This is a genomic window from [Erwinia] mediterraneensis, assembly GCF_900604315.1.
GTDB classification, from domain to species: Bacteria; Pseudomonadota; Gammaproteobacteria; order Enterobacterales; family Enterobacteriaceae; genus Pantoea; species Pantoea mediterraneensis_A.
This window is the reverse complement of record NZ_LR026978.1, coordinates 2,700,660-2,722,150: the sequence shown is the minus strand read 5'-3', so window position 1 is coordinate 2,722,150 and position 21,491 is coordinate 2,700,660. Positions and strand designations below refer to the sequence as shown.

General features: G+C 55.3%; 22 protein-coding genes. 2 read left to right on the top strand and 20 right to left on the bottom strand.

The features are described 5' to 3' along the window. Nucleotides 1-97: 97 nt before the first annotated feature. The 7 genes from cydX to E0E17_RS20235 form a co-directional block, all read right to left on the bottom strand. Nucleotides 98-208 (bottom strand): cytochrome bd-I oxidase subunit CydX, encoded by a 111-nt coding sequence (gene cydX / locus E0E17_RS12810; protein ID WP_130834427.1) that lies wholly within the window; start codon nt 206-208, stop codon nt 98-100. A 15-nt stretch (nt 209-223) separates the two neighbouring features. Then, nucleotides 224-1,363, bottom strand: coding sequence for a cytochrome d ubiquinol oxidase subunit II (cydB, locus tag E0E17_RS12805; protein ID WP_130834426.1), 1,140 nt, complete (start codon nt 1,361-1,363; stop codon nt 224-226). A 15-nt stretch (nt 1,364-1,378) separates the two neighbouring features. Continuing rightward, nucleotides 1,379-2,947, bottom strand: a complete 1,569-nt coding sequence (gene cydA, locus E0E17_RS12800; RefSeq protein ID WP_130834425.1) for a cytochrome ubiquinol oxidase subunit I — start codon at nt 2,945-2,947, stop codon at nt 1,379-1,381. Nucleotides 2,948-3,542: 595 nt separating this feature from the next. Next, entirely contained in the window at nt 3,543-3,896 is a 354-nt protein-coding gene (locus tag E0E17_RS20525; protein ID WP_207302056.1) for an SDR family NAD(P)-dependent oxidoreductase, read from the bottom strand. Beyond that, nucleotides 3,896-4,297 carry an SDR family NAD(P)-dependent oxidoreductase gene (locus E0E17_RS20520; protein ID WP_207302055.1) on the bottom strand — a complete coding sequence of 134 codons (402 nt, stop codon included), beginning with the start codon at nt 4,295-4,297 and terminating at the stop codon, nt 3,896-3,898. Before E0E17_RS20520 ends, E0E17_RS20525 begins: the two co-directional genes overlap by 1 nt. A gap of 13 nt (nt 4,298-4,310) precedes the next feature. Next, nucleotides 4,311-4,982, bottom strand: coding sequence for an O-methyltransferase (locus tag E0E17_RS12790; RefSeq protein ID WP_130834424.1), 672 nt, complete (start codon nt 4,980-4,982; stop codon nt 4,311-4,313). A 90-nt stretch (nt 4,983-5,072) separates the two neighbouring features. Beyond that, nucleotides 5,073-5,222, bottom strand: a complete 150-nt coding sequence (locus tag E0E17_RS20235) for a hypothetical protein (protein ID WP_165446228.1) — start codon at nt 5,220-5,222, stop codon at nt 5,073-5,075. 101 nt (nt 5,223-5,323) lie between these two features. On the opposite strand from E0E17_RS20235, the gene E0E17_RS12785 reads away from it, so the two are divergent. Continuing rightward, nucleotides 5,324-5,956: a TetR/AcrR family transcriptional regulator gene (locus E0E17_RS12785; protein ID WP_130834423.1), complete on the top strand. Its 633-nt coding sequence runs from the start codon at nt 5,324-5,326 to the stop codon at nt 5,954-5,956. A 106-nt stretch (nt 5,957-6,062) separates the two neighbouring features. Here the strand turns inward: E0E17_RS12785 and tnpA are convergent, their stop codons facing one another. The 9 genes from tnpA to sdhC form a co-directional block, all read right to left on the bottom strand. Continuing rightward, complete coding sequence (gene tnpA, locus E0E17_RS12780; protein WP_130835546.1) at nt 6,063-6,500, bottom strand: IS200/IS605 family transposase; 438 nt, start codon at nt 6,498-6,500, stop codon at nt 6,063-6,065. A 172-nt stretch (nt 6,501-6,672) separates the two neighbouring features. Further along, nucleotides 6,673-7,548, bottom strand: coding sequence for a succinate--CoA ligase subunit alpha (sucD, locus tag E0E17_RS12775; RefSeq protein ID WP_130834422.1), 876 nt, complete (start codon nt 7,546-7,548; stop codon nt 6,673-6,675). Beyond that, nucleotides 7,548-8,714: an ADP-forming succinate--CoA ligase subunit beta gene (gene sucC / locus E0E17_RS12770; protein ID WP_130834421.1), complete on the bottom strand. Its 1,167-nt coding sequence runs from the start codon at nt 8,712-8,714 to the stop codon at nt 7,548-7,550. The genes sucD and sucC overlap by 1 nt, the downstream gene beginning before the upstream one ends. A gap of 76 nt (nt 8,715-8,790) precedes the next feature. Beyond that, nucleotides 8,791-10,011, bottom strand: a complete 1,221-nt coding sequence (odhB, locus tag E0E17_RS12765) for a 2-oxoglutarate dehydrogenase complex dihydrolipoyllysine-residue succinyltransferase (protein WP_130834420.1) — start codon at nt 10,009-10,011, stop codon at nt 8,791-8,793. Nucleotides 10,012-10,027: 16 nt separating this feature from the next. After that, nucleotides 10,028-12,835, bottom strand: a complete 2,808-nt coding sequence (gene sucA, locus E0E17_RS12760; protein WP_130834419.1) for a 2-oxoglutarate dehydrogenase E1 component — start codon at nt 12,833-12,835, stop codon at nt 10,028-10,030. A gap of 217 nt (nt 12,836-13,052) precedes the next feature. Beyond that, a complete protein-coding gene (locus tag E0E17_RS12755; RefSeq protein WP_130834418.1) occupies nt 13,053-13,769 on the bottom strand; it encodes a succinate dehydrogenase iron-sulfur subunit in 717 nt (238 codons plus the stop codon). 18 nt (nt 13,770-13,787) lie between these two features. Beyond that, nucleotides 13,788-15,554, bottom strand: a complete 1,767-nt coding sequence (sdhA, locus tag E0E17_RS12750; RefSeq protein WP_130834417.1) for a succinate dehydrogenase flavoprotein subunit — start codon at nt 15,552-15,554, stop codon at nt 13,788-13,790. Beyond that, nucleotides 15,555-15,905: a succinate dehydrogenase membrane anchor subunit gene (sdhD, locus tag E0E17_RS12745; RefSeq protein ID WP_130834416.1), complete on the bottom strand. Its 351-nt coding sequence runs from the start codon at nt 15,903-15,905 to the stop codon at nt 15,555-15,557. Then, nucleotides 15,899-16,288: a succinate dehydrogenase cytochrome b556 subunit gene (sdhC, locus tag E0E17_RS12740; RefSeq protein ID WP_130834415.1), complete on the bottom strand. Its 390-nt coding sequence runs from the start codon at nt 16,286-16,288 to the stop codon at nt 15,899-15,901. The genes sdhD and sdhC overlap by 7 nt, the downstream gene beginning before the upstream one ends. Before the next feature lie 634 nt (nt 16,289-16,922). Here sdhC and E0E17_RS12735 point away from each other — a divergent pair. After that, nucleotides 16,923-18,206, top strand: a complete 1,284-nt coding sequence (locus tag E0E17_RS12735) for a citrate synthase (RefSeq protein ID WP_130834414.1) — start codon at nt 16,923-16,925, stop codon at nt 18,204-18,206. A 55-nt stretch (nt 18,207-18,261) separates the two neighbouring features. On the opposite strand, the gene nei is transcribed toward E0E17_RS12735, so the two are convergent. From nei to E0E17_RS12715, 4 genes are read right to left on the bottom strand one after another with little or no spacing between them, the layout of a single operon-like run. Beyond that, nucleotides 18,262-19,050, bottom strand: coding sequence for an endonuclease VIII (gene nei, locus E0E17_RS12730; RefSeq protein WP_130834413.1), 789 nt, complete (start codon nt 19,048-19,050; stop codon nt 18,262-18,264). 11 nt (nt 19,051-19,061) lie between these two features. After that, on the bottom strand, nt 19,062-19,709 hold the full coding sequence (gene pcp, locus E0E17_RS12725; protein WP_130834412.1) for a pyroglutamyl-peptidase I: 648 nt from the start codon (nt 19,707-19,709) through the stop codon (nt 19,062-19,064). Between the two features lie 7 nt (nt 19,710-19,716). Further along, entirely contained in the window at nt 19,717-20,733 is a 1,017-nt protein-coding gene (locus E0E17_RS12720) for a DUF979 domain-containing protein (RefSeq protein WP_130834411.1), read from the bottom strand. After that, entirely contained in the window at nt 20,733-21,461 is a 729-nt protein-coding gene (locus E0E17_RS12715) for a DUF969 domain-containing protein (protein ID WP_130834410.1), read from the bottom strand. The genes E0E17_RS12720 and E0E17_RS12715 overlap by 1 nt, the downstream gene beginning before the upstream one ends. Nucleotides 21,462-21,491 lie beyond the last annotated feature (30 nt).

Here is a 21,491-nt window from a genome sequence, read left to right as displayed (position 1 = left end):
AGATAACAGGGGGATGGTATCAGCGCAACGCCCTTGCCGCTGATACCCGAAAACAACCAGGGCCCGTAACGGGCCCTGGTTGTTGATAGACAGGTTATTACGCCTGTTTATGGTTATTGCTCTCTTCCACATGCTCCAGCGCCAGCGCCGTGATAACGCCGAAAGCGCAGGCCAGCAGGGTGCCGAGAATCCAGGCAAAATACCACATGGTCTGTCTCCTGTATCAGTAGAGGGAGTGCGTATTGCTCTCAATATGTTGGTGGGTAATGCGGCCATACATCTTGTAATAACACCAGGCGGTATACGCGAGGATAATCGGCACAAAAATGATGGCGGCAAAGGTCATCAGCTTCAGCGTTAACAGGCTGGAAGTCGCATCCCACATGGTCAGGCTGACATCCGGCACCGTGCTGGAAGGCATGATAAATGGAAACATCGCGATGCCCGCCGTCATGATCACGCAGGCCAGCGTCAGTGATGAGGAGATGAACGCCCAGCCGCCCTGCTCTTTGCGCGAGCAGAAGATGGTCAGCAGCGGCAGCAGACAGCCGAACAGCGGGAAGAGCCAGAGCAGCGGCGTGTTATGGAAATTCACCAGCCAGGCACCCGCCTCACGCGCCACCGTTTTCCCCAGCGGGTTAGAGGCGGCATGGTGGTCGATCACGCTTTTTACCACATAGCCATCAATGCCGAAGATCACCCAGCCCCCCGCCAGCACAAAGCTGACCAGCATCACCAGCGCCGCGATTTGCGCCGCCAGACGTGCCCGCTGATGCAGTTCGCCGCTGGTGCGCATCTGCAGATAGGTAGCCCCCTGAGCCATAATCATGGTCAGGCTGATAATGCCCGCCAGCAGGCCAAAGGGATTCAGCAGCTGCAGGAAGTTACCGGTGTAGAACAGACGCATATATTCATCGGTGTGAAAGGGCACACCCTGCAGCAGGTTGCCGAATGCCACGCCGATCACCAGCGGCGGCACAAAACTACCGAGAAAAATGCCCCAGTCCCAGCTGGCGCGCCAGCGCTTGTCTTCAATCCTGGAGCGATATTCAAATCCCACCGGACGGAAAAACAGCGAGGCGAGCACCAGGATCAGCGCCATGTAAAAGCCGGAAAAGGCAGCGGCATACACCATCGGCCAGGCCGCAAACAGCGCGCCGCCGGCGGTGATCAGCCAGACCTGATTACCATCCCAGTGCGGGGCGATGCTGTTAATCATAATGCGTCGCTCCGTATCGCTGTGCCCCAGCAGAGGCGTCAGCATGCCGACGCCCATATCAAAGCCGTCAGTCACTGCGAAGCCAATCAGCAGCACGCCGATCAACAACCACCAGACAAAGCGCAAAACTTCATAATCAAACATGGATATTCTCCTTTATCAGCGCGCAGGCTGCGTGGTGACAGCAGCAGTTTCGTGATGGTAGCGTCCGGTGTGCATGCTGCTCGGCCCGCGACGGGCAAATTTGATCATCAGGTACATTTCCGCCACCAGAAACAGCGTGTAGAGACCACAAATCAGCGTCATTGAGAAAAGAAGATCGCTGACCGTCAGCGACGAATTAGCCACCGCGGTGGGCAACACTTCACCGATAGCCCACGGCTGACGGCCATACTCGGCCACAAACCAGCCCGCCTCCACGGCGATCCAGGGTAGCGGAATGCCCCACAGCGCAGCTTTCAGCAGCCAGCGGTTATTGCCGATGCGGTTACGTATCACGCTCCAGAAGGCCAGGGTGATAATGCCCAGCAGCAGCACGCCGCACAGCACCATAATGCGGAATGCAAAGTAGAGCGGCGCCACGCGCGGAATGGAATCCTGCGCCGCCTGCTGGATTTGCGCTTCGCTGGCGTCCGTGACCTTGTCGGTATAGCGTTTCAGTAGCAGGCCGTAACCAAGGTCCTGTTTGCTCGCTTCAAACGCCTCACGCACTGCCGGATCCTGGCTGCCTGCGCGCAGTTCATTTAACAGCGCATAGGCTTGCATACCGTTACGGATACGGAGTTCATGCTGCGCCAGCAGCGCTTTCAGGCCGGTCACCGGGGTATCTACTGAGCGCGTGGCGATCAGACCCAGAAGATAGGGGATCTGAATGGCATAACGGTTTTCCTGGGTTTCCTGATCAGGCACACCAAACAGAGTAAAAGGTGCAGGCGCCGGCTGGGTTTCCCACTCGGCTTCAATCGCGGCCAGCTTGGTTTTCTGCACATCCCCCATTTCATAGCCCGATTCATCACCCAGAACGATTACCGAGAGCACGGCAGCCAGGCCAAAACTGGCGGCAATGGCAAAAGAGCGTTTGGCGAAAGTGATGTCGCGCCCTTTCAGCAGATACCAGGCGCTGATACCCATAATAAACATCGCGCCGGTGGTGTAGCCTGCCGCCACGGTATGGACAAATTTCACCTGCGCCACCGGATTCAGTACCAGACCGGCAAAGCTCACCATCTCCATACGCATGGTTTCGAAATTAAAGTGCGAGGCCACCGGGTTCTGCATCCAGCCGTTCGCCACCAGAATCCACAACGCGGACAGGTTGGAACCCAGCGCCACCAGCCAGGTGACCGCCAGATGCTGCCCTTTGCTCAGACGATCCCAGCCAAAGAAAAACAGGCCAACAAAAGTCGATTCGAGGAAAAAGGCCATCAGTCCTTCAATTGCCAGCGGCGCACCGAAAATATCGCCGACATAGTGCGAGTAGTAGGACCAGTTGGTACCGAACTGAAACTCCATCGTCAGGCCGGTCGCGACGCCGAGGGCAAAGTTAATACCAAATAATTTGCCCCAGAACTTTGTCATGTCCTTATAAATCTGTTTGCCTGACAGCACATATACGGTTTCCATAATGGCCAGCAGAAATGCCATACCCAGCGTTAACGGGACAAAAAGGAAGTGGTACATTGCTGTCAGCGCAAACTGTAAACGTGACAGTTCGACGATATCTAACATAGTGACTCCTGGTTCTCAGCTAAAACGCCCCGTTTATTCGCTACATTTCAGCGTGATTAAATGCGTGGCGGACAGAACGTTCAGAAAAGAGGGATGATTAATTTCCAGCTTTGTTACCTGTCGTGCAGCAGTAAAGGCTGCCTGACGTCAACGCGCAAAGCCTGTGTAACGCTGCTGATTTCATCAGTTCAACCCCGCTTTTATGCCGGTGTACGCGAATGTGGTGCGTGCGGCTTCATCATTTTTCGATAATATTTGGTAATATTCGAACGGGTAATGAATTGATGCAGCGCAATTAAACCTCCCGGCGCTGCGCTTTTCCAGCGCTATAATTTTCTTTAAATTGCCATTTATTGATCTGAATTAACGAATTGCATGATGAGATATGTTCAGCGGGCTTTTTTGTTAATTAATTGTTTTGCTGCGGCAAATATATTCAGAAATTAATAACCTTTTTTCTTTTTTATTAACGCGACACGGCGACGTCGGCCTGCGGAAAAAAGCGGGAGGCAACGCCACCGGACAGTGAGGAACAGCCTTGTGGCGTTTGCTGGCAGTATTTCAGGATGACAGCCATCAGTCGACACCGGCGTCTTCAGTTCGCGTTCATGGCAAAAAAGATCGCCTCGAAGGTGCCGTTGCGCTCCGCCCAGCGGCGCGGGAGATCCTGCTCCAGCACGATTTCACCGCCAGGATGCTCGCCCTGCTCCAGCCGCTGCATCACCCCGGCAAGACAGGTCGCGAGCGGCATGGCGCGCGGATCCTGCATCTGCTGGCTGCCGGTGAGTCCGGTCTGCACATAAGGCGGAGAAAGCTCCAGCACCTCTACCGGGATGCTGCGCAACTGATGACGTAGTGACGTCAGCCAGGCATGCAAAAACGCCTTACTGGCGCAGTAGGCAGGAAAATCCGCGCGTGGTACAAAGGCCGGCGCCGAGCTGGTGGCCATCAGGGTGGCATTCGGCTATTTTCTGAGAAGCGGTAAAAGCGCGGCCGTGATGCGCCCACTCCCAGAATATTAGTTTCTGTGATCGCCTCAGCATCGCTGCCATCCCAGCTATCCGCCCGCACATCCTCCGCACGTGAAATACCGGCATTGGCGATCAGCACATTCAGCTGCGGAAAGCTGGCCCGTACCTCTGTCGCTAACCGGGTCACCTCTTCCGGATTGGTGAGGTCGGCCGTTAGCCCGAGCATGCCCGGACGTTCGGCGACTACTCTTTCCAGTAACGCCTGACGCCGTGCGGTAATAATGACGCGGTTGCCGCGATGATAAAAGGCTTCCGCAAGGGCGCGGCCTGTGCCGCTGCTCCCGCCGGTAATAAGCATGGTGTTGCCTGTGAGTTGCATGATGGTTTTCCTGTCAGCCTGCTCGCAGTGAAAGTTCGACATCCTCCGCGAACGGCACGGAAATATAGCCACTGTCCGGCGCACGCACCCGTTGCAGATAATCCGGGCTGTACTCAGCGTTATCGGCAATAATCAGTGCGCCCGTGCGCAGGCGTGGCTCCACCAGCGTCAGAATGTCGTTATAAAGCGCTTTCGCCCCATCAAGCAGCAGCAGATCGATGGTGTCAGGTAAATCGCTCGCCAGCGTGTTTAGCGCATCGCCAACGCGGATTTCCACCAGATCGTCCAGGCCGCCAGCAGCCAGATGTTGCCGCGCGCGTGCCACCTTTGAAGGCTCAAACTCGCAGCTGATCAGACGACCGCCGCCGTTATCGCGTAACGCGGCAGCCAGATGCAGCGTTGAAATACCGAACGACGTGCCAAACTCGATGATATGACATGCATGAATACTGCGTGCCAGCATGTAAAGCAGCCTCCCCGTTTCGCGCGTTACCGGAAGCCAGAGCTCTCTGAGACGGGTATATAAATCAAGATATTCCGTTTTGCTGTGCATCAGGCGCTGACGCTCCGTATGAGGGATGTCGATGATGGCTGTACTGTTGACCGACTCGGCCTGGGTGAACAGATGCTCCAGCAAAGGTGCCAGCGGCGCAGCAGTGAGAGTTGTCGTTGATGAGGTGGTCATAGCGATCTCCAGTCTGAAAAGGTGCCCTCTGAAGAGGACTTGCTTATAAAAGCGAATTAATCATCGCGTTTTCAGCAATAATACGACTGTTTATTCGCGTTCACTATTCGCATGCATGTTCGCATTTTCGTCCCACGCCCGAGGCCCGCAAGCCCGCTTATAGCGCGCCGTTGCGCGCTTTTCCTGTTCTTTGGTCAGCGCCAGCTCAGGTTTTACCTCAGGAAAAATCGCCTTTTCCATGCGGCAGAACGCCCTGCAATCCCGGCAAAAAGCTGACGAATTCGTCGTATTTAAGGTAGGATAGAAGCTCTCTTTTTTGCCGTGATTTTGCCGGGCCCATTATGACCAGCCGACGCCGTCCACAGATTGCTACCCGTAAACAACCGCAACAGGCGCGTTCAGCCAGCCTGGTGAGCGCCATTTTGCAGGCGGCCGTTCAGGTCCTTGCCGAAGAAGGCGTCACGCGTTTTACCACGGCCCGGGTAGCGGAAAAAGCTGGCGTCAGCGTCGGATCGCTCTATCAATACTTTCCGAATAAGTCGGCGATTCTTTTTCGCCTGCAGATCGATGAGTGGCAGGAAACCACAGATATGCTGCGCGCTATCCTTGAGGATGTCAGCCAGCCGCCACTGGTGCGCCTGCGCACGCTGGTACACGCCTTTATCCGTTCAGAGTGTGAGGAGGCACCAGTGCGGATAGCGCTGAACGACGCCGCGCCGCTCTATCGCGATGCGCCCGAAGCGCAGCAGGCACGGATGGCGGCGGATCGCACCATGGCGCTGTTTATGCAGGAATTACTGCCGGAGGCGCCTGCGGCGACACGGCAACGGGTTACAGAGCTGATCACCACCACCTTTAGCGCGGTGGGAAGCCGCTTTTCAGAAACGCCGCGCACGCCAGCAGAAATTGCAGCCTGGGCGGATGCCCTGACGGATATGTTCTGCGCTTACCTGCGCGAACTGCAGCAGCGGTAAGCGGGCAGCCCCCCTGTAAGGCCAGTAAAAATCCGCCTTCATAGAAGGCGGCTTTATTCTTCGCCCCATAGGGGCGTACTAAGTTCGGACTCTTAGAGCCCTCTCTTCACACCTCATGAAGCGATAGTTGTTTATCTTCAACTTCATGCTTCTCTTGATATTTTACATATTTACGGATCATTTCAGCATTTACTCCGACTGTGTCCACACAGTATCCTTTGGCCCAAAAGTGATTGCCCCATAATTTGTACTTACGCAGGTACGGGAACTTACTGAACAACCTTATTGCTGTTCTGCCTTTCAAATGACCCATTACTTCCGATACTGATAGCTTCGGTGGAATCTTTACCAAAAGATGTACATGATCCAGCTGCACATTTAACTCAACTATCTGGATTTTAAGCTGTTCGCTTAAAATCCAGATTTGCCGGCAAACCTCTTTACCAACATTTCCTTTTAATATCCTGAAGCGACACTTTGGCGTCCAGACTATATGGTATTGACAATGCCACAGCACGTGGGAAGCTTTTTGAAACCTGCTCATGTTGAATTTCCTTATCAGTTGTGGGGACAACGGATAAGAAGTTTGACATGGGCGGGTTTTTACAGGCAGAGCCAAAACCGAGGCGATAACCACGCCCGCAGGACGTGGTTTTAAACTGGCAATAAAAAAGGCCACCCGCAGGTGACCTTTATCGCAACACACCAGTGTTAACTTATTTCTGCGGAAGAACCGCTTTTACTGCGTCGCCGATATCGGCCAGGCTGCGTACAGTTTTCACGCCAGCGGCTTCCAGTGCGGCAAATTTCTCATCAGCCGTACCTTTACCACCTGCGATGATCGCGCCCGCGTGACCCATACGTTTGCCTTTCGGCGCGGTCACGCCAGCGATATAGCCGACAACCGGTTTGGTCACATGCTCTTTGATAAAGGCAGCCGCTTCTTCTTCTGCACTACCACCGATCTCGCCGATCATCACGATCGCTTCGGTCTGCGGATCGTCCTGGAACATTTTCAGGATATCGATGAAGTTAGAACCCGGGATCGGGTCACCACCGATGCCCACACAGGTGGACTGGCCGTAGCCGATATCAGTGGTCTGTTTTACCGCTTCATAGGTCAGAGTCCCTGAACGGGACACGATGCCGACACGACCAGGCAGGTGAATATGACCCGGCATGATACCGATCTTACATTCCCCCGGGGTGATAACGCCCGGACAGTTTGGTCCGATCATACGGACACCCGCTTCATCCAGCTTCATTTTCACGGTCAGCATATCCAGCGTCGGGATACCTTCAGTGATGGTAATGATCAGTTTGATGCCCGCGTCGATCGCTTCCAGAATACCATCTTTGCAGAACGGTGCCGGAACGTAGATCACCGTTGCGGTTGCGCCAGTGGCTTCCACTGCTTCGCGTACGGTATTAAACACCGGCAGGCCCAGGTGCGTGGTGCCGCCTTTGCCTGGCGTGACGCCGCCAACCAGCTGAGTGCCGTAAGCCAGCGCCTGCTCAGAGTGGAACGTACCCTGTCCACCGGTAAAACCCTGGCAGATCACTTTGGTGTTTTTATCGATCAAAATGGACATTATTTACCCTCCGCAGCAGCAACAACACGCTGTGCCGCGTCTGTCAGGCTGGTTGCTGCAATGATGTTCAGACCGCTGTCCGCCAGTTTCTGGGCGCCCAGCTCAGCGTTGTTACCTTCCAGACGTACCACGACCGGTACGTTCACGCCAACTTCAGCCACCGCGCCGATGATACCGTCAGCAATCAGGTCGCAGCGCACGATGCCGCCGAAGATGTTGACGAATACGGCTTTCACCGCGTCATCAGACAGGATGATTTTAAAGGCTTCGGTAACGCGCTCTTTGGTTGCGCCGCCGCCTACGTCGAGGAAGTTAGCAGGCTGACCACCGTGGTGTTTCACGATGTCCATGGTGCCCATCGCCAGACCGGCACCGTTCACCATACAACCGATGTTGCCTTCCAGCGCAACGTAGTTCAGTTCCCACTGTGTTGCGTGCGCTTCACGCGGATCTTCCTGGCTCGGATCGCGCATTTCACGCAGCTCCGGCTGACGGAACATGGCGTTGCCATCCGCGCCCAGTTTGCCGTCGAGGCACACCAGATCGCCCTGCTTCGTGATCACCAGCGGGTTGATCTCAACCAGCGCCAGGTCGCGCTCAAGGAACATGGTCGCCAGACCCATAAAGATTTTGGTGAACTGGCTGACCTGCTTGCCGGTCAGACCCAGTTTGAATGCCAGCTCGCGGCCCTGATAAGGCTGCGGGCCTGTCAGCGGATCCAGCGCCGTTTTATGGATCAGGTGCGGGGTCTCTTCCGCTACTTTCTCAATCTCAACACCGCCTTCGGTAGAGGCCATAAAGACCACGCGACGGCTGGCACGGTCAACAACCGCACCCAGATAGAGTTCCTGATCGATGTCGGTTGCCGCTTCAACCAGAATTTCGTTAACCGGCTGACCATTAGCATCGGTTTGATAAGTGACCAGACGTTTACCCAGCCAGTTCTCCGCAAAAGCACGAATCTCTTCTTTGCTCTTGACCACTTTCACACCGCCCGCTTTACCACGGCCACCGGCATGAACCTGACATTTTACTACCCACGGGCCTGCGCCAATTTTGGAGGCCGCTTCTTCCGCTTCACGTGGCGTAGTACAGGCGTAACCGGTTGGTGCCGGTAAACCATACCGTGCAAACAGCTGTTTCGCCTGGTATTCGTGTAAGTTCATGATGTTCTATCCATTCAGGTCTGAAAAGAGTAATGGGTTGGGCGCGCACGTTACGCGCCCGTTATCCCGGTATAAATCAAACGTCCAGCAGCAGACGAGCCGGATCTTCCAGCATCTCTTTCACCGCGACCAGATAGCCGACGGATTCACGACCATCGATCAGACGGTGATCATAAGAGAGTGCCAGGTACATCATTGGCAGAATCACGACCTGACCATTCACTGCCATCGGTCGATCTTTAATGGCGTGCATACCCAGGATAGCGCTCTGCGGCGGGTTGATAATCGGCGTCGACATCAGCGACCCGAACACACCACCGTTGGTGATGGTAAAGTTACCACCGGTCAGTTCGTCGACAGTGAGTTTTCCGTCACGTCCTTTAACCGCCAGTTCCTTAATTTTCTTCTCGATGTCAGCCATGCTGAGCGCATCAACATCTTTCAGCACCGGCGTTACCAGACCGCGCGGCGTGGATACTGCGATGCTGACATCGAAATAGTTGTGGTAAACCACATCTTCGCCATCAATAGAGGCGTTCACTTCCGGGAAACGCTTCAGCGCTTCCACTACCGCTTTGATGTAAAAAGACATAAAGCCCAGACGCACACCGTGACGCTTCTCGAAGGCTTCGCCGTACTGCTTGCGCAGATCCATGATCGGCTTCATGTTCACTTCGTTGAAGGTGGTCAGCATCGCGGTGCTGTTTTTTGCTTCCAGCAGACGCTCAGCCACGCGTTTACGCAGGCGCGTCATTGGAACACGCTTCTCGCTGCGGTTGGCAACGGGTGCCTGCGCTGCCGCCGCTTCTGGCTGCGGAGCCGCTTTCTGCGTTTCAGTTTTCTTCGCCAGATGTTTTTCTACATCTTCACGCGTAATACGGCCGCCGACGCCGCTGCCTTTGATCTGGGCAGCATCCAGATTGTGTTCTGCAATCAGGCGGCGAATCGCCGGGCTCAGCGCGTCATTGCTTTCCGCTTCCAGCGAGGCGGTCTGACGCTGCGCTGGCGTTGACTCAGCGCCTTCAACTTTAGCTGAGCTCTCTTTACCGCCGCTGTTGCCTTCTTTCAGGCGCCCCAGAATCTGACGAGAGGTGACTGTCGCGCCTTCGTCTTCCAGCACGGCATCCAGAATACCATCAGCCGCAGCCGGCACTTCCAGTACCACTTTGTCAGTTTCAATTTCTACCAGTACTTCATCACGGCTTACCGCATCACCCGGTTTTTTGTGCCAGGTTGCCACCGTGGCATCAGCAACGGATTCAGGCAGGTCGGGAACGAGAATCTCTACACTACTCATTAATCTTTCCTTTTAATTAATCAACGTTCAGCGCGTCGTTAACCAGGTCTTGCTGCTGTTTTTGGTGAACGGACATATAGCCAACGGCCGGTGAAGCGGAAGCAGGACGGCCTGCATAACGCAGTGAAGCCCCTGCCGGAATCGCTTCGCGGAAGTGATGCTGACTGCAATACCATGCGCCCTGGTTCAGAGGCTCTTCCTGACACCAGACGAAATCCTGGACATGCGCGTAATTTTTCAGCGCTTCCTGCACCGCTTTATGCGGGAAGGGATAGAGCTGCTCAATACGCACAATTGCCACATCAGTTTGTTCATTTTTACGGCGCTGCTCCAGAAGGTCGTAATAGACTTTACCGGCGCACAGCACCACGCGTTTGATGCCCTGCGGATCAAGATTGTCCACTTCGCCAATCGCTGGCTGGAAGCTGCCGTTTGCCAGCTCATCCAGCGATGACACCGCCAGCGGATGACGCAGCAGCGATTTCGGCGACATCACGATCAGCGGACGACGCATACCGCGCAGCGCCTGACGACGCAGCATGTGATACACCTGAGCCGGGGTAGAAGGTACGCATACCTGCATATTCTGCTCAGCGCAAAGCTGCAGATAACGTTCCAGACGGGCGGAGGAGTGCTCCGGGCCCTGGCCTTCATAGCCGTGCGGCAGCAGCATCACCAGACCACACATTCTGCCCCATTTCTGCTCGCCAGAGCTGATGAACTGGTCGATCACCACCTGCGCGCCGTTGGCAAAATCACCAAACTGCGCTTCCCAGATGGTCAGGGTGCGCGGTTCTGCCGTGGCATAACCATATTCAAAGGCTAGCACCGCTTCTTCTGACAGTACGGAGTCCCAGACTTTGAACTGGCCCTGACCGCTGTGGATGTTTTGCAGCGGCGTATAGGTTGAACCATTCACCTGGTTATGGACCACCGCGTGACGATGGAAAAAGGTACCGCGGCCCGCATCTTCGCCGGAGAGACGCACCGGAATGCCCTCATCTACCAGCGTGGCGTAAGCCAGGTTTTCCGCACCGCCCCAGTCGAAGGGCTTGTTACCTTCGGCCATCTCCTGGCGATCGTTATAAATTTTCGCGACACGCGACTGCACTTCGATCTCTGTTGGCACCTGGCTGATACGACGCGCCAGTTCCTGCAGGCGTTTCATCTCTACTTTTTCCGGATAACCCTCATCCCACTCATGGTTGAGATACGGCGACCAGGTAAAGGAGTGCAGGCTCATCGGACGCCACTCAGGCACCACGCATTCACCGGCATCAAGCGCATCACGGTAGAGATTGACCATTTCGGTGGCATCTTCCAGCGCGACCACTTTCTCCGCTTCCAGACGATCGGCATAAATTTTACGCGGCGTCGGATGTTTTTTGATTTTCTGGTACATCAGCGGCTGGGTTGCGCTTGGCTCATCCGCTTCGTTATGACCGTGGCGGCGATAGCAGACCAGGTCGATAAAGACGTCGCGTTTGAAGGTGTTGCGATAGTCGAGCGCCAGACGGGTAACAAAAGCGACAGCTTCCGGATCGTCCGCATTGACGTGGAAAATCGGCGCCAGCACCATTTTGCCGATATCGGTGCAGTACGGCGTTGAACGCGCATCTTTCGGATTCGAGGTGGTGAAGCCCACCTGGTTATTAATGACGATACGTACCGTACCGCCCACCTGATAACCGCGCGCCTGCGACATGTTCAGGGTTTCCTGAACCACACCCTGACCGGTGACTGCGGCATCGCCGTGGATGGTAATCGGCAGCACTTTATTGCTGCTCGGTTCGTCCAGGCGATCGAGACGTGCACGCACTGACCCCATTACCACCGGACTGACGATCTCCAGGTGTGAAGGGTTAAATGCCAGCGCCAGGTGCACCAGACCGCCTTCGGTTTCCACATCAGAGGAGAAGCCCATATGGTACTTCACGTCCCCGGTGCCGAGGTGTTCTTTGTGTTTACCGGCGAATTCGTCAAACAGATCCTGCGGTTTTTTACCCAGAACGTTAATCAGAACGTTGAGGCGGCCACGGTGTGCCATCCCCAGTACCACTTCGCGTGTGCCATTTTTGCCAGCGTGACGAATCATTTCACGCAGCATCGGCACCAGCGCATCGCCGCCTTCCAGCGAGAAGCGTTTCGCTCCCGGGAATTTAGCGCCGAGGTATTTTTCCAGCCCTTCCGCTGCGGTCAGCTCTTTCAGGAAACTTTTTTTCTCATCGTTGCTGAACGAGGCATGGCCCACCACCGATTCAAGACGCTGCTGAATCCAGCGTTTCTCTTCGGTGTTGTTGATATGCATATATTCGGCGCCGATAGATCCGCAATAGGTCTGTTTCAGCGCTTCATAGAGTTCGCCCAGTTTCATCGTCTCTTTGCCGATAGCAAAAGAGCCGACATTAAAGGTTTCCTGAAAATCGGCCTCGGTCAGGTCATGAAAGGCCGGATCGAGATCGGCTACCGGTTCCTGCTTCCAGAGCCCAAGGGGATCAAGGTTTGCGTGCTGATGGCCGCGAAAACGGAACGCGTTGATCAGTTGCAGGACTTTGACCTGCTTGGAGTTGATAGCTGGATCGGAAACTGAGGCGGTGTAACGTGATGCGTCTTTAGCAAGGCGGCGAAAATATTCGCGCGTCGTAGAGTGAAACTGTTCGGGCTTCACGCCAGTGCCTGGCAGTTGCTGGAACATTTCACGCCACGCAGCATCAACAGAGTCAGGATCGGTCAGGAAATCCTCATAGAGTTGTTCTATGTAAGACTGGTTCGCGCCGGCCAGCCAGGAGGAGTCCAGCCAGGGCTTCATCGCGCTGTTCTGCATTGTGATCCCTTAAGCATTAGTGTGCTTTTTTTGAGGTTTCATTGTTGCCGCTTTCACGGCTTGCCGTAGTGAGTTCAGCGATACGAGCACTGTGCGCTACCAACGCCCGGCCCGTAAGGGAACCTTTGTAAGAGTTGTCCTGTGAGAACAGTGACAATTCTTACAGAGATTTCCAGCGAGATCCGGGAACCAGGGCGGTTCCCGGACAGTTAACGTGTTACGCCCCGCGCTGCAGCAACATCGACTTGATATGGCCAATGGCGCGTGTCGGGTTCAGCCCTTTCGGACATACGCTCACACAGTTCATAATGCTGTGACAGCGGAATACACTGAAAGCATCACTCATATTATCGAGACGTGCTTCAGTTTCTGTATCACGACTGTCGATCAGGAAACGGTAGGCAGCCAGCAAACCGGCCGGACCAATAAATTTGTCCGGATTCCACCAGAACGACGGGCATGAGGTGGAACAGCAGGCACAGAGAATGCACTCGTACAAGCCATCCAGATGCTCACGCTGCGCCGGCGTTTGCAGATGCTCACGCGCCGGTGGGTTTTCCCCGTTATTCAACAGGTAAGGTTTGATCTTCTCATACTGCGCATAAAATTGTCCCATATCCACCACCAGGTCGCGGATAACCGGCAGACCCGGCAGCGGGCGGATAACAATTTTCTGTTTGCCGTTGCCCAGCGCTGACACCGGGGTAATACAGGCCAGGCCGTTTTTCCCGTTCATGTTCAGGCCATCTGAACCACAGACGCCCTCACGGCAGGAGCGACGAAACGCCAGCGTCGGATCTTTCTCTTTCAGGCGAATCAGCGCGTCCAGCAGCATCATGTCACGTCCGTCTTCCGCTTCCAGGGTGTAGTCCTGCATACGCGGCGCGGCGTCCACTTCCGGGTTATAACGATAAATGGAAAATTCGAGTCTCATGGTCGCTCTCTCCGCTAATTAATAGGTACGCACTTTCGGCGGGAAGGCCGCGCGCAATTTCGGCTGCATGTTCACCTCGCGGCGTGTCATGCTCTCCGTTTGCGGCAGATAGAGACTGTGGCACAGCCAGTTTGCATCATCACGTTCCGGGTAGTCGAAGCGGCTGTGCGCGCCGCGACTTTCCGTACGGAAGTTTGCCGCCACCGCTGTGGCATAAGCGGTTTCCATAAGATTATCCAGCTCCAGACATTCGATACGCTGGGTGTTGAAGTCCGGAGAACGGTCATCAAGACGGGCAGATTTCAGACGCTCGCGGATCTGTTTCAGTTCTTCCAGGCCCTGTGCCATAGCGTCGCCTTCACGGAATACCGAGAAGTTGTTCTGCATGCAGCGCTGCAGCGCCTTACGAATTTCAACCGGGTCTTCGCCGGTGGTGTTGTTTTCCCAGCGGTTGAAACGCGCCATGGCCGCATCGATCTCTTCCGGCGTGGCGTCACGCAGCGCGCCCTGCTCCTGAATAGATTCCTGCAGATGCAGACCCGCCGCACGACCAAATACCACCAGGTCAAGCAGGGAGTTACCGCCGAGACGGTTAGCGCCGTGCACCGATACGCAGGCAATTTCACCGACAGCAAACAGGCCCGGGATCACTTCATCTTCACCCTGCGCATTCACGCGCAGCGCCTGACCGGTCACTTTGGTCGGAATACCGCCCATCATATAGTGACAGGTCGGGATAACCGGAATCGGCTCTTTCACCGGATCGGCGTGCGCGAAAGTGCGCGACAGTTCCAGAATACCCGGCAGACGTGACTCCAGCACCTCTTTGCCCAGGTGGTCCAGTTTCAGCTTGATGTGCGGACCCCACGGGCCATCACATCCGCGGCCTTCACGGATTTCAATCATCATGGAACGGGCAACCACATCGCGGCCCGCCAGATCTTTGGCGTTCGGCGCGTAACGCTCCATAAAGCGCTCGCCGTGCTTGTTCAGCAGATAACCGCCTTCACCACGGCAGCCTTCGGTAACCAGCACGCCCGCCCCGGCAATCCCGGTCGGGTGGAACTGCCACATTTCCATATCCTGTACCGGCACGCCGGCACGCAGCGCCATGCCGACACCGTCGCCGGTATTGATGTGTGCATTCGTGGTGGACTGGTAGATACGACCAGCGCCGCCCGTAGCCAGCACGGTCGCTTTGGCTTTGAAATAGACGGTTTCGCCGGTTTCAATGCTGATTGCGGTACAGCCCACAATGGCGCCATCCTGATTTTTCACCAGGTCAAGGGCGTACCATTCGGAGAAAATCGTGGTTTTGTTTTTCAGGTTCTGCTGATACAGGGTATGCAGCAGGGCGTGACCGGTACGGTCCGCAGCCGCCGCAGTACGCGCCGCCTGTTCGCCACCAAAATTTTTCGACTGACCGCCGAACGGACGCTGATAAACGCGACCATCCTCAAGACGGGAGAAAGGCAGACCCATATGCTCCAGCTCCAGAATCGCTTCCGGGCCGGTTTTACACATATACTCGATCGCGTCCTGGTCACCGATATAGTCGGAACCTTTGACGGTGTCGTACATATGCCATTCCCAGTTGTCTTCATGGGTATTACCCAGCGCAACGGTAATACCGCCCTGGGCAGAGACGGTATGGGAACGGGTAGGAAACACTTTTGATAGCAGGGCGCAGCTCTGGCCCGCCTGGGAGATTTGCAGTGCGGCACGCATACCTGCGCCGCCAGCACCGATCACTACCGCATCAAATTCTCTGACTGGCAAATTCATTTACACACCCCACACAACAACAGTTCCATAAATAGCAAAGGCCAGTAACGCGACCACAATCACCAGCTGTACGATCAGGCGCACCGCAAGATGTTTGACGTAGTCTGTCAGCACTTGCCACATCCCAATCCAGCCATGAATCAGAATGGAGAACAGCGTCAGCAGGGTAAACACTTTGGTGAACGAAGAAGCGAAAAAACCGCGCCAGATCTCATAGGTCAGCGTGTCGGTCATGACGACAAAGCCGAGAATGTAGAGCGCATAAAGCGTAATCAGAATTGCAGAAGCACGCAGCAGCAGCCAGTCCTGAATGCCATTGCGTCCCAGTGCAGTAGCATTATTGCTTACCATACAAGGACTCCAGCCAAAATTGAAAGCACGACAGTAATAACAAAAGATAGATATGCAGAACGTCTTCCCACGTCCATCGTTTCCGCCAGAAAGCCGAAGTCCATCATCATATGACGAATGCCGCCCACGGTATGGAACGCCAGCGCGGTGAGAATGCCCCACATGATAAATTTGACGAAGAAGCTGTCCATGATGGCAGCGGCCTGCAGAAAGCCTTCAGGAGAAGAGAGCGATAAGCCCAGCAACCAGAGCAGAATGCCTACAGCAACGAGGGTGATAACGCCGGTGACACGGTGGAGAATGGACGATATTGCAGTAACGGGAAACCGGATCGTCGTGAGATCCAAGTTGACAGGTCGTTGTTTTTTCACGGTTTTGCCCACACAGCTCTTTTCTTTATTTTGCTTCCTCCGGTCCTGAGGGCGCAGTAAGAACACGGTTGTGGTCGAACTGTAACCGTCACCAAAACAGCAACATCCAGTGTTAATTGACGCGGTAAGAAACGCTGGGTGGCTCCTGGTGTCAGGGAATTCCGGAGACCTGGCGGCAGTATAAGAGGATCACATTCCTATTACAATTCCCCTACAAACCCTTTGGGCACATTTAAGTGAATCAGTGATCCCTCTCACGTTTTTCACATTTTCTACAAATTTAATTATCTGATTTGACAAAAGTTAAACAATTCGGTTACAAACAGACGCACTAAACCCCTATGATGCACAAAAGTTATGGGGATACACTTTCCCCTACGCTCAAGTTATGTAACATTGCATTTGTGAGCGACCAAAAGCATCAGGTTATTGGTTACCAACAAGTTATGACTCGACCAGATCTTTAACAACCGCGATTTGCAGCATGTCATGCCTTGATGATTACTTGCCTTGACGCACCTGCCACTCTGTATCCTGCACGCAAAAAGTTACCGCAGAGTGAAGCTGTTAGGTTTTGGCGATACGCAACATGAACGCTTTTCAGGTGTCTAAGATCTTTACCTACGAAGGCGCTAAGGAGACGAAAATGGCAGATAAAAAAGTAACGCTAACCCTACAAGGCGAAGCACCTGTTGAACTGGACGTGCTGCAAGGCACATTAGGCCAGGATGTTGTTGATGTTCGCGCCCTTGGCTCAAAAGGCCTGTTTACCTTCGATCCTGGTTTTACCTCTACGGCCTCCTGTGAATCTAAAATCACCTTTATTGACGGTGAGGAAGGTATTCTGCTGCACCGTGGCTACCCTATCGATCAGCTGGCGACTCACTCCAATTATCTGGAAGTGTGCTATATCCTGCTGTACGGCGAAAAACCCACCCAGGCGCAGTTTGATGAGTTTCGTACCACGGTAACGCGCCACACCATGATTCATGAGCAGATTACCCGTCTGTTCCATGGCTTCCGTCGCGACTCACATCCGATGGCGGTGATGTGCGGCGTGACCGGCGCGCTGGCTGCGTTCTACCATGATTCGCTGGACGTGAATGTTGAGCGTCACCGTGAAATTGCCGCCTTCCGCCTGCTCTCCAAAATGCCGACCATGGCCGCGATGTGTTACAAGTACTCTATCGGTCAGCCGTTTGTTTATCCGCGCAATGACCTCTCTTATGCCGGTAACTTCCTGCATATGATGTTCGCTACCCCGTGCGAAGAGTACAAAGTTAACCCGATCCTGGAACGCGCCATGGACCGTATTCTGATTCTGCATGCGGATCACGAGCAGAACGCGTCGACCTCTACCGTACGTACTGCGGGCTCTTCAGGCGCTAACCCCTTCGCCTGTATCGCTGCGGGCATCGCCTCCCTGTGGGGACCGGCGCATGGCGGCGCGAACGAAGCGACCCTGCGTATGCTGGAAGAGATCAGCACCGTTGAGCATATTCCGGAATTTGTACGCCGCGCCAAAGACAAAAATGACTCTTTCCGTCTGATGGGCTTTGGTCACCGCGTCTACAAAAACTACGATCCGCGCGCCACCGTGATGCGTGAAACCTGCCATGAAGTGCTGAACGAGCTGGGCATGAAGGATGACCTGCTGGAAGTGGCGATGGAGCTGGAACACATTGCGCTGAACGACCCCTACTTTATCGAGCGTAAACTCTACCCGAACGTCGATTTCTACTCTGGTATTATTCTGAAAGCGATGGGTATCCCCTCCTCCATGTTCACCGTGATTTTTGCCATGGCGCGTACCGTGGGCTGGATTGCACACTGGAAAGAGATGCACGACGAAGGCATGAAGATCGCCCGTCCGCGTCAGCTGTATACCGGCTACACGGAGCGCGAATTCACCTCCGATTTGAAAAAATAGTTTCAGATAATGTGATGAAAAGGCGGGCTTGCCCGCCTTTTTTTATGGCTGTCGATCAGTGCTGGCAGCCGGGACACCAGTAAAAGGGCCGTGAGGACAAAGTGCCTTTTTCAATGGTACTGCCGCAGCGTCGACACGCTTTTCCCTGGCGATGAAATACTTCAAAGCGAAAGGCGGCCGCGTGATGATAGCCTTTCATGGTGCCACGCAACTGATAAGAACGGCGTGGTATCGCCAGCAACGCATCACTGAGTCGCGTCAGTTGTACTTCATCCAGCGCCTGTGGCTTATGGCGCGGCGACAGCTGCGCCTGCCAGAGAATCTCTACCCGCAGATAGTTACCCAGCCCGGCAAGAAACGCCTGATCGAGCAGCAGACCGCTCAGCTGACGCCGTCGAAACACTGGCGATAACAGCCGCGCGTGTACATCCTCCACGCTCAGGCTGTTGTCGAGCACGTCGGGGCCGACGCGCTGCAGGAACGGGTGAGCCGCCAGCGTCTCCGCATTCAGCATCATGATATCCGAGGCGCTGTAGAGCAAAATGGTCTGATCTGCCGCCGCCAGTCTGACGCGCAATACGCGCTGCGTCTCCGGCAGGGTGCCGCTGGGAACAATGCGCCAGACGCCATACAGCTGATTGTGGCTGTAAAGCGTCTGGCCGGTAGAGAAATGGGTCAGCAGCGCTTTGCCCCGGGTTTCGATAGCTGTCACCTGCTCGCCCACCAGCCCGGCTTCATAATTTTTCAACTGTGGAAAGGCAAACCAGACCTCCGTGAGCGGTTTGCCGACAATCGCGTTTTCCAGCTGATCCGCCGCACGGCGGATCTCCGGTCCCTCAGGCATAGTGGCTCCGCTTAATGGGTCGCCCCGCCGGGCAGGCGCACATCCTGATCCCTCTCCAGCGCGACGCGTATCGCAATCGCCAGTGCCTGTACCACATTTTCCGCTGCCATGCTCGGCGCGCCCGGATGATGTGCCGCCTGTTCAGGCAGATAAGGGATATGAATAAAGCCGCCACGTGCCAGCGCGCGGCTGTTGTGCAGACGATGCAGCAAGCCATACATCACATGGTTGCAGGCAAAGGTACCGGCAGTTTGCGAGACGGAAGCGGGGATGCCCGCGTCACGTACCGCTGCCACGATAGCTTTGATCGGCAGCGTCGAAAAGTACGCAGCCGGGCCGTCAGCAACAATACGCTCATCCACGGGCTGATAACCCTGATTATCAGGAATACGTGCATCATCCACGTTGATCGCCACACGTTCAACGGTGATATCGCTACGGCCTCCCGCCTGGCCCACCGCGATAATCAGCTGCGGTTGTAACTCATCCATCGCCTGCCACAGCACTTCCAGCGCATGACCAAACACGACCGGCAGCTGGCACACCACAACGCGCGCCCCACCGATCACTTTATCCTCCAGCTGTCGGACCGCTTCCCAGGAGGGGTTAATCGCCTCGCCGCCAAAAGGCTCAAAGGCCGTGACCAGAACAGTTTTCATTGTATCCTCACAGGAACATCAGGAAATAAAGCAGGAAGATATTGACCACTAACAGTAGCACACCGGTCGGCACCTGCGCTTTGATCACCGCGTTACGATCCGGCAGCTCCAGCAGCGCGGCGGGCACGATGTTGAAGTTGGCGGCCATCGGCGTCATCAGCGTACCGCAGTAGCCGGAGAACATGCCGATCGCGGCCATAACCGCCGGATTGCCGTCATGCTGCATCACCAGAATGGGGATGCCGACCCCTGCCGTCACGATGGGGAACGCGGCAAAGGCATTGCCCATCACCATGGTCAGCAGTGCCATGCCAACGGCATACACTGCCACGGCAACAAAGCGGTTATCTACCGCCAGCCAGGTTTCCGTCAGATAAGAGATGGCGCTGCCGACGCCGGCGCTGGTAAACAGCAGGCCAAGCGTGGCGAGGATCTGCGGCAGGATAAATGCCCAGCCGATAGAATCCAGCAGGCGGCGCGTCTCCTGCATCGACTGGATCGGATGCTCGTGCGTCATTTTCAGCGTTAACAGCCAGGCCAGCAGACAGCCAACCATCATGGAAAAGAGCGTCACCAGTGTCGAGTGGTTGCCCGCGCCAAACACGGCAGTCTGTAAGCCCGGAATATGGTTAAACGCCAGCACGCCAATCACCGTGACAACAGGAATGGTCAGCGCAGGCAGAAACAGCTTATTGTGCAAGCGTTGGGCGCTCGCCTTACGCTCCTTCTCGCTGCGCTGGTGATAGCGTCCGAGCTTAACCCCGCCCAGTCCGGCGATCAGCGCCATAAGCACCACCATAATGCCGACGATAATATGCAGGGTGCGTACCGCCTGTTCAGGCGATGCGGTGAAACCGCTCAGCCATTGCGCCGTCCCGTCGCTAATAAAGAAAATCAGACCATACAGCGCCCAGAACAGCCCGGTGGTGAAGCGACGCGGGTTAGCGCTGTCACGCCAGGAAAGGATGGCAACCACCAGCAGGATCAGGCCCGCCAGCCACATCAGATATTGTTGCTGAAACATTATTGCTCCCCTTTCGCTTTCAGTGCCTGATGATTCAATGTGCTGAGCTCACGCGCCAGCTTACGGTCAAGGCGCATCAGGCGCGCAGCATGAATCACAAAGGCACACAGTGCGGTGGGGATGCCCCAGACGGCGATATGCAGCGGCTCGGTCTGAATCCCCGCCGACTCCTGCATAAAGTTATGCATAAAGATGATCGCCCCGAAGGCGACGAAAATGTCTTCGCCGAAAAACAGCCCGACGTTATCAGTGGCGGCGGACATAGCACGCAGGCGATGGCGCACTTCTGGCGTGACCTCACCGTAACGGTTTTCTGTCGCCCCTTCGGCCATTGGCGCCAGCAACGGGCGCACCATTTGCGGATGACCGCCCAGGCTGGTCAGCCCCAGTGCGGCGGTGATTTCACGCACAAACAGATAAACGATCAGCAGTCGTCCTGCGGTGGCGGTTTTAATCTGAGCAATCCACGCCTGTGCGCGCTCCTTCAGACCGTGACGCTCCAGCAGACCGATTACCGCCAGCGGCAGCAACAGGATCAACGGCAGGTTACGGGTATTGAGAAAGCCGGCCCCCAGCTTTTCCAGAATATCCCCCAGCGGCATTTGCGCGGCGAGACCGGTAACAAACCCGGCGGCGATCACCACCAGCACCGGATTAAAACGTAACAGGAAACCGACCACAATGGCGACAATGCCCAGCAGCGGCCAGAGATTTACAACGTTATCCATCTTTTCCTCTCGTCAGAAATAAAAAGCCCG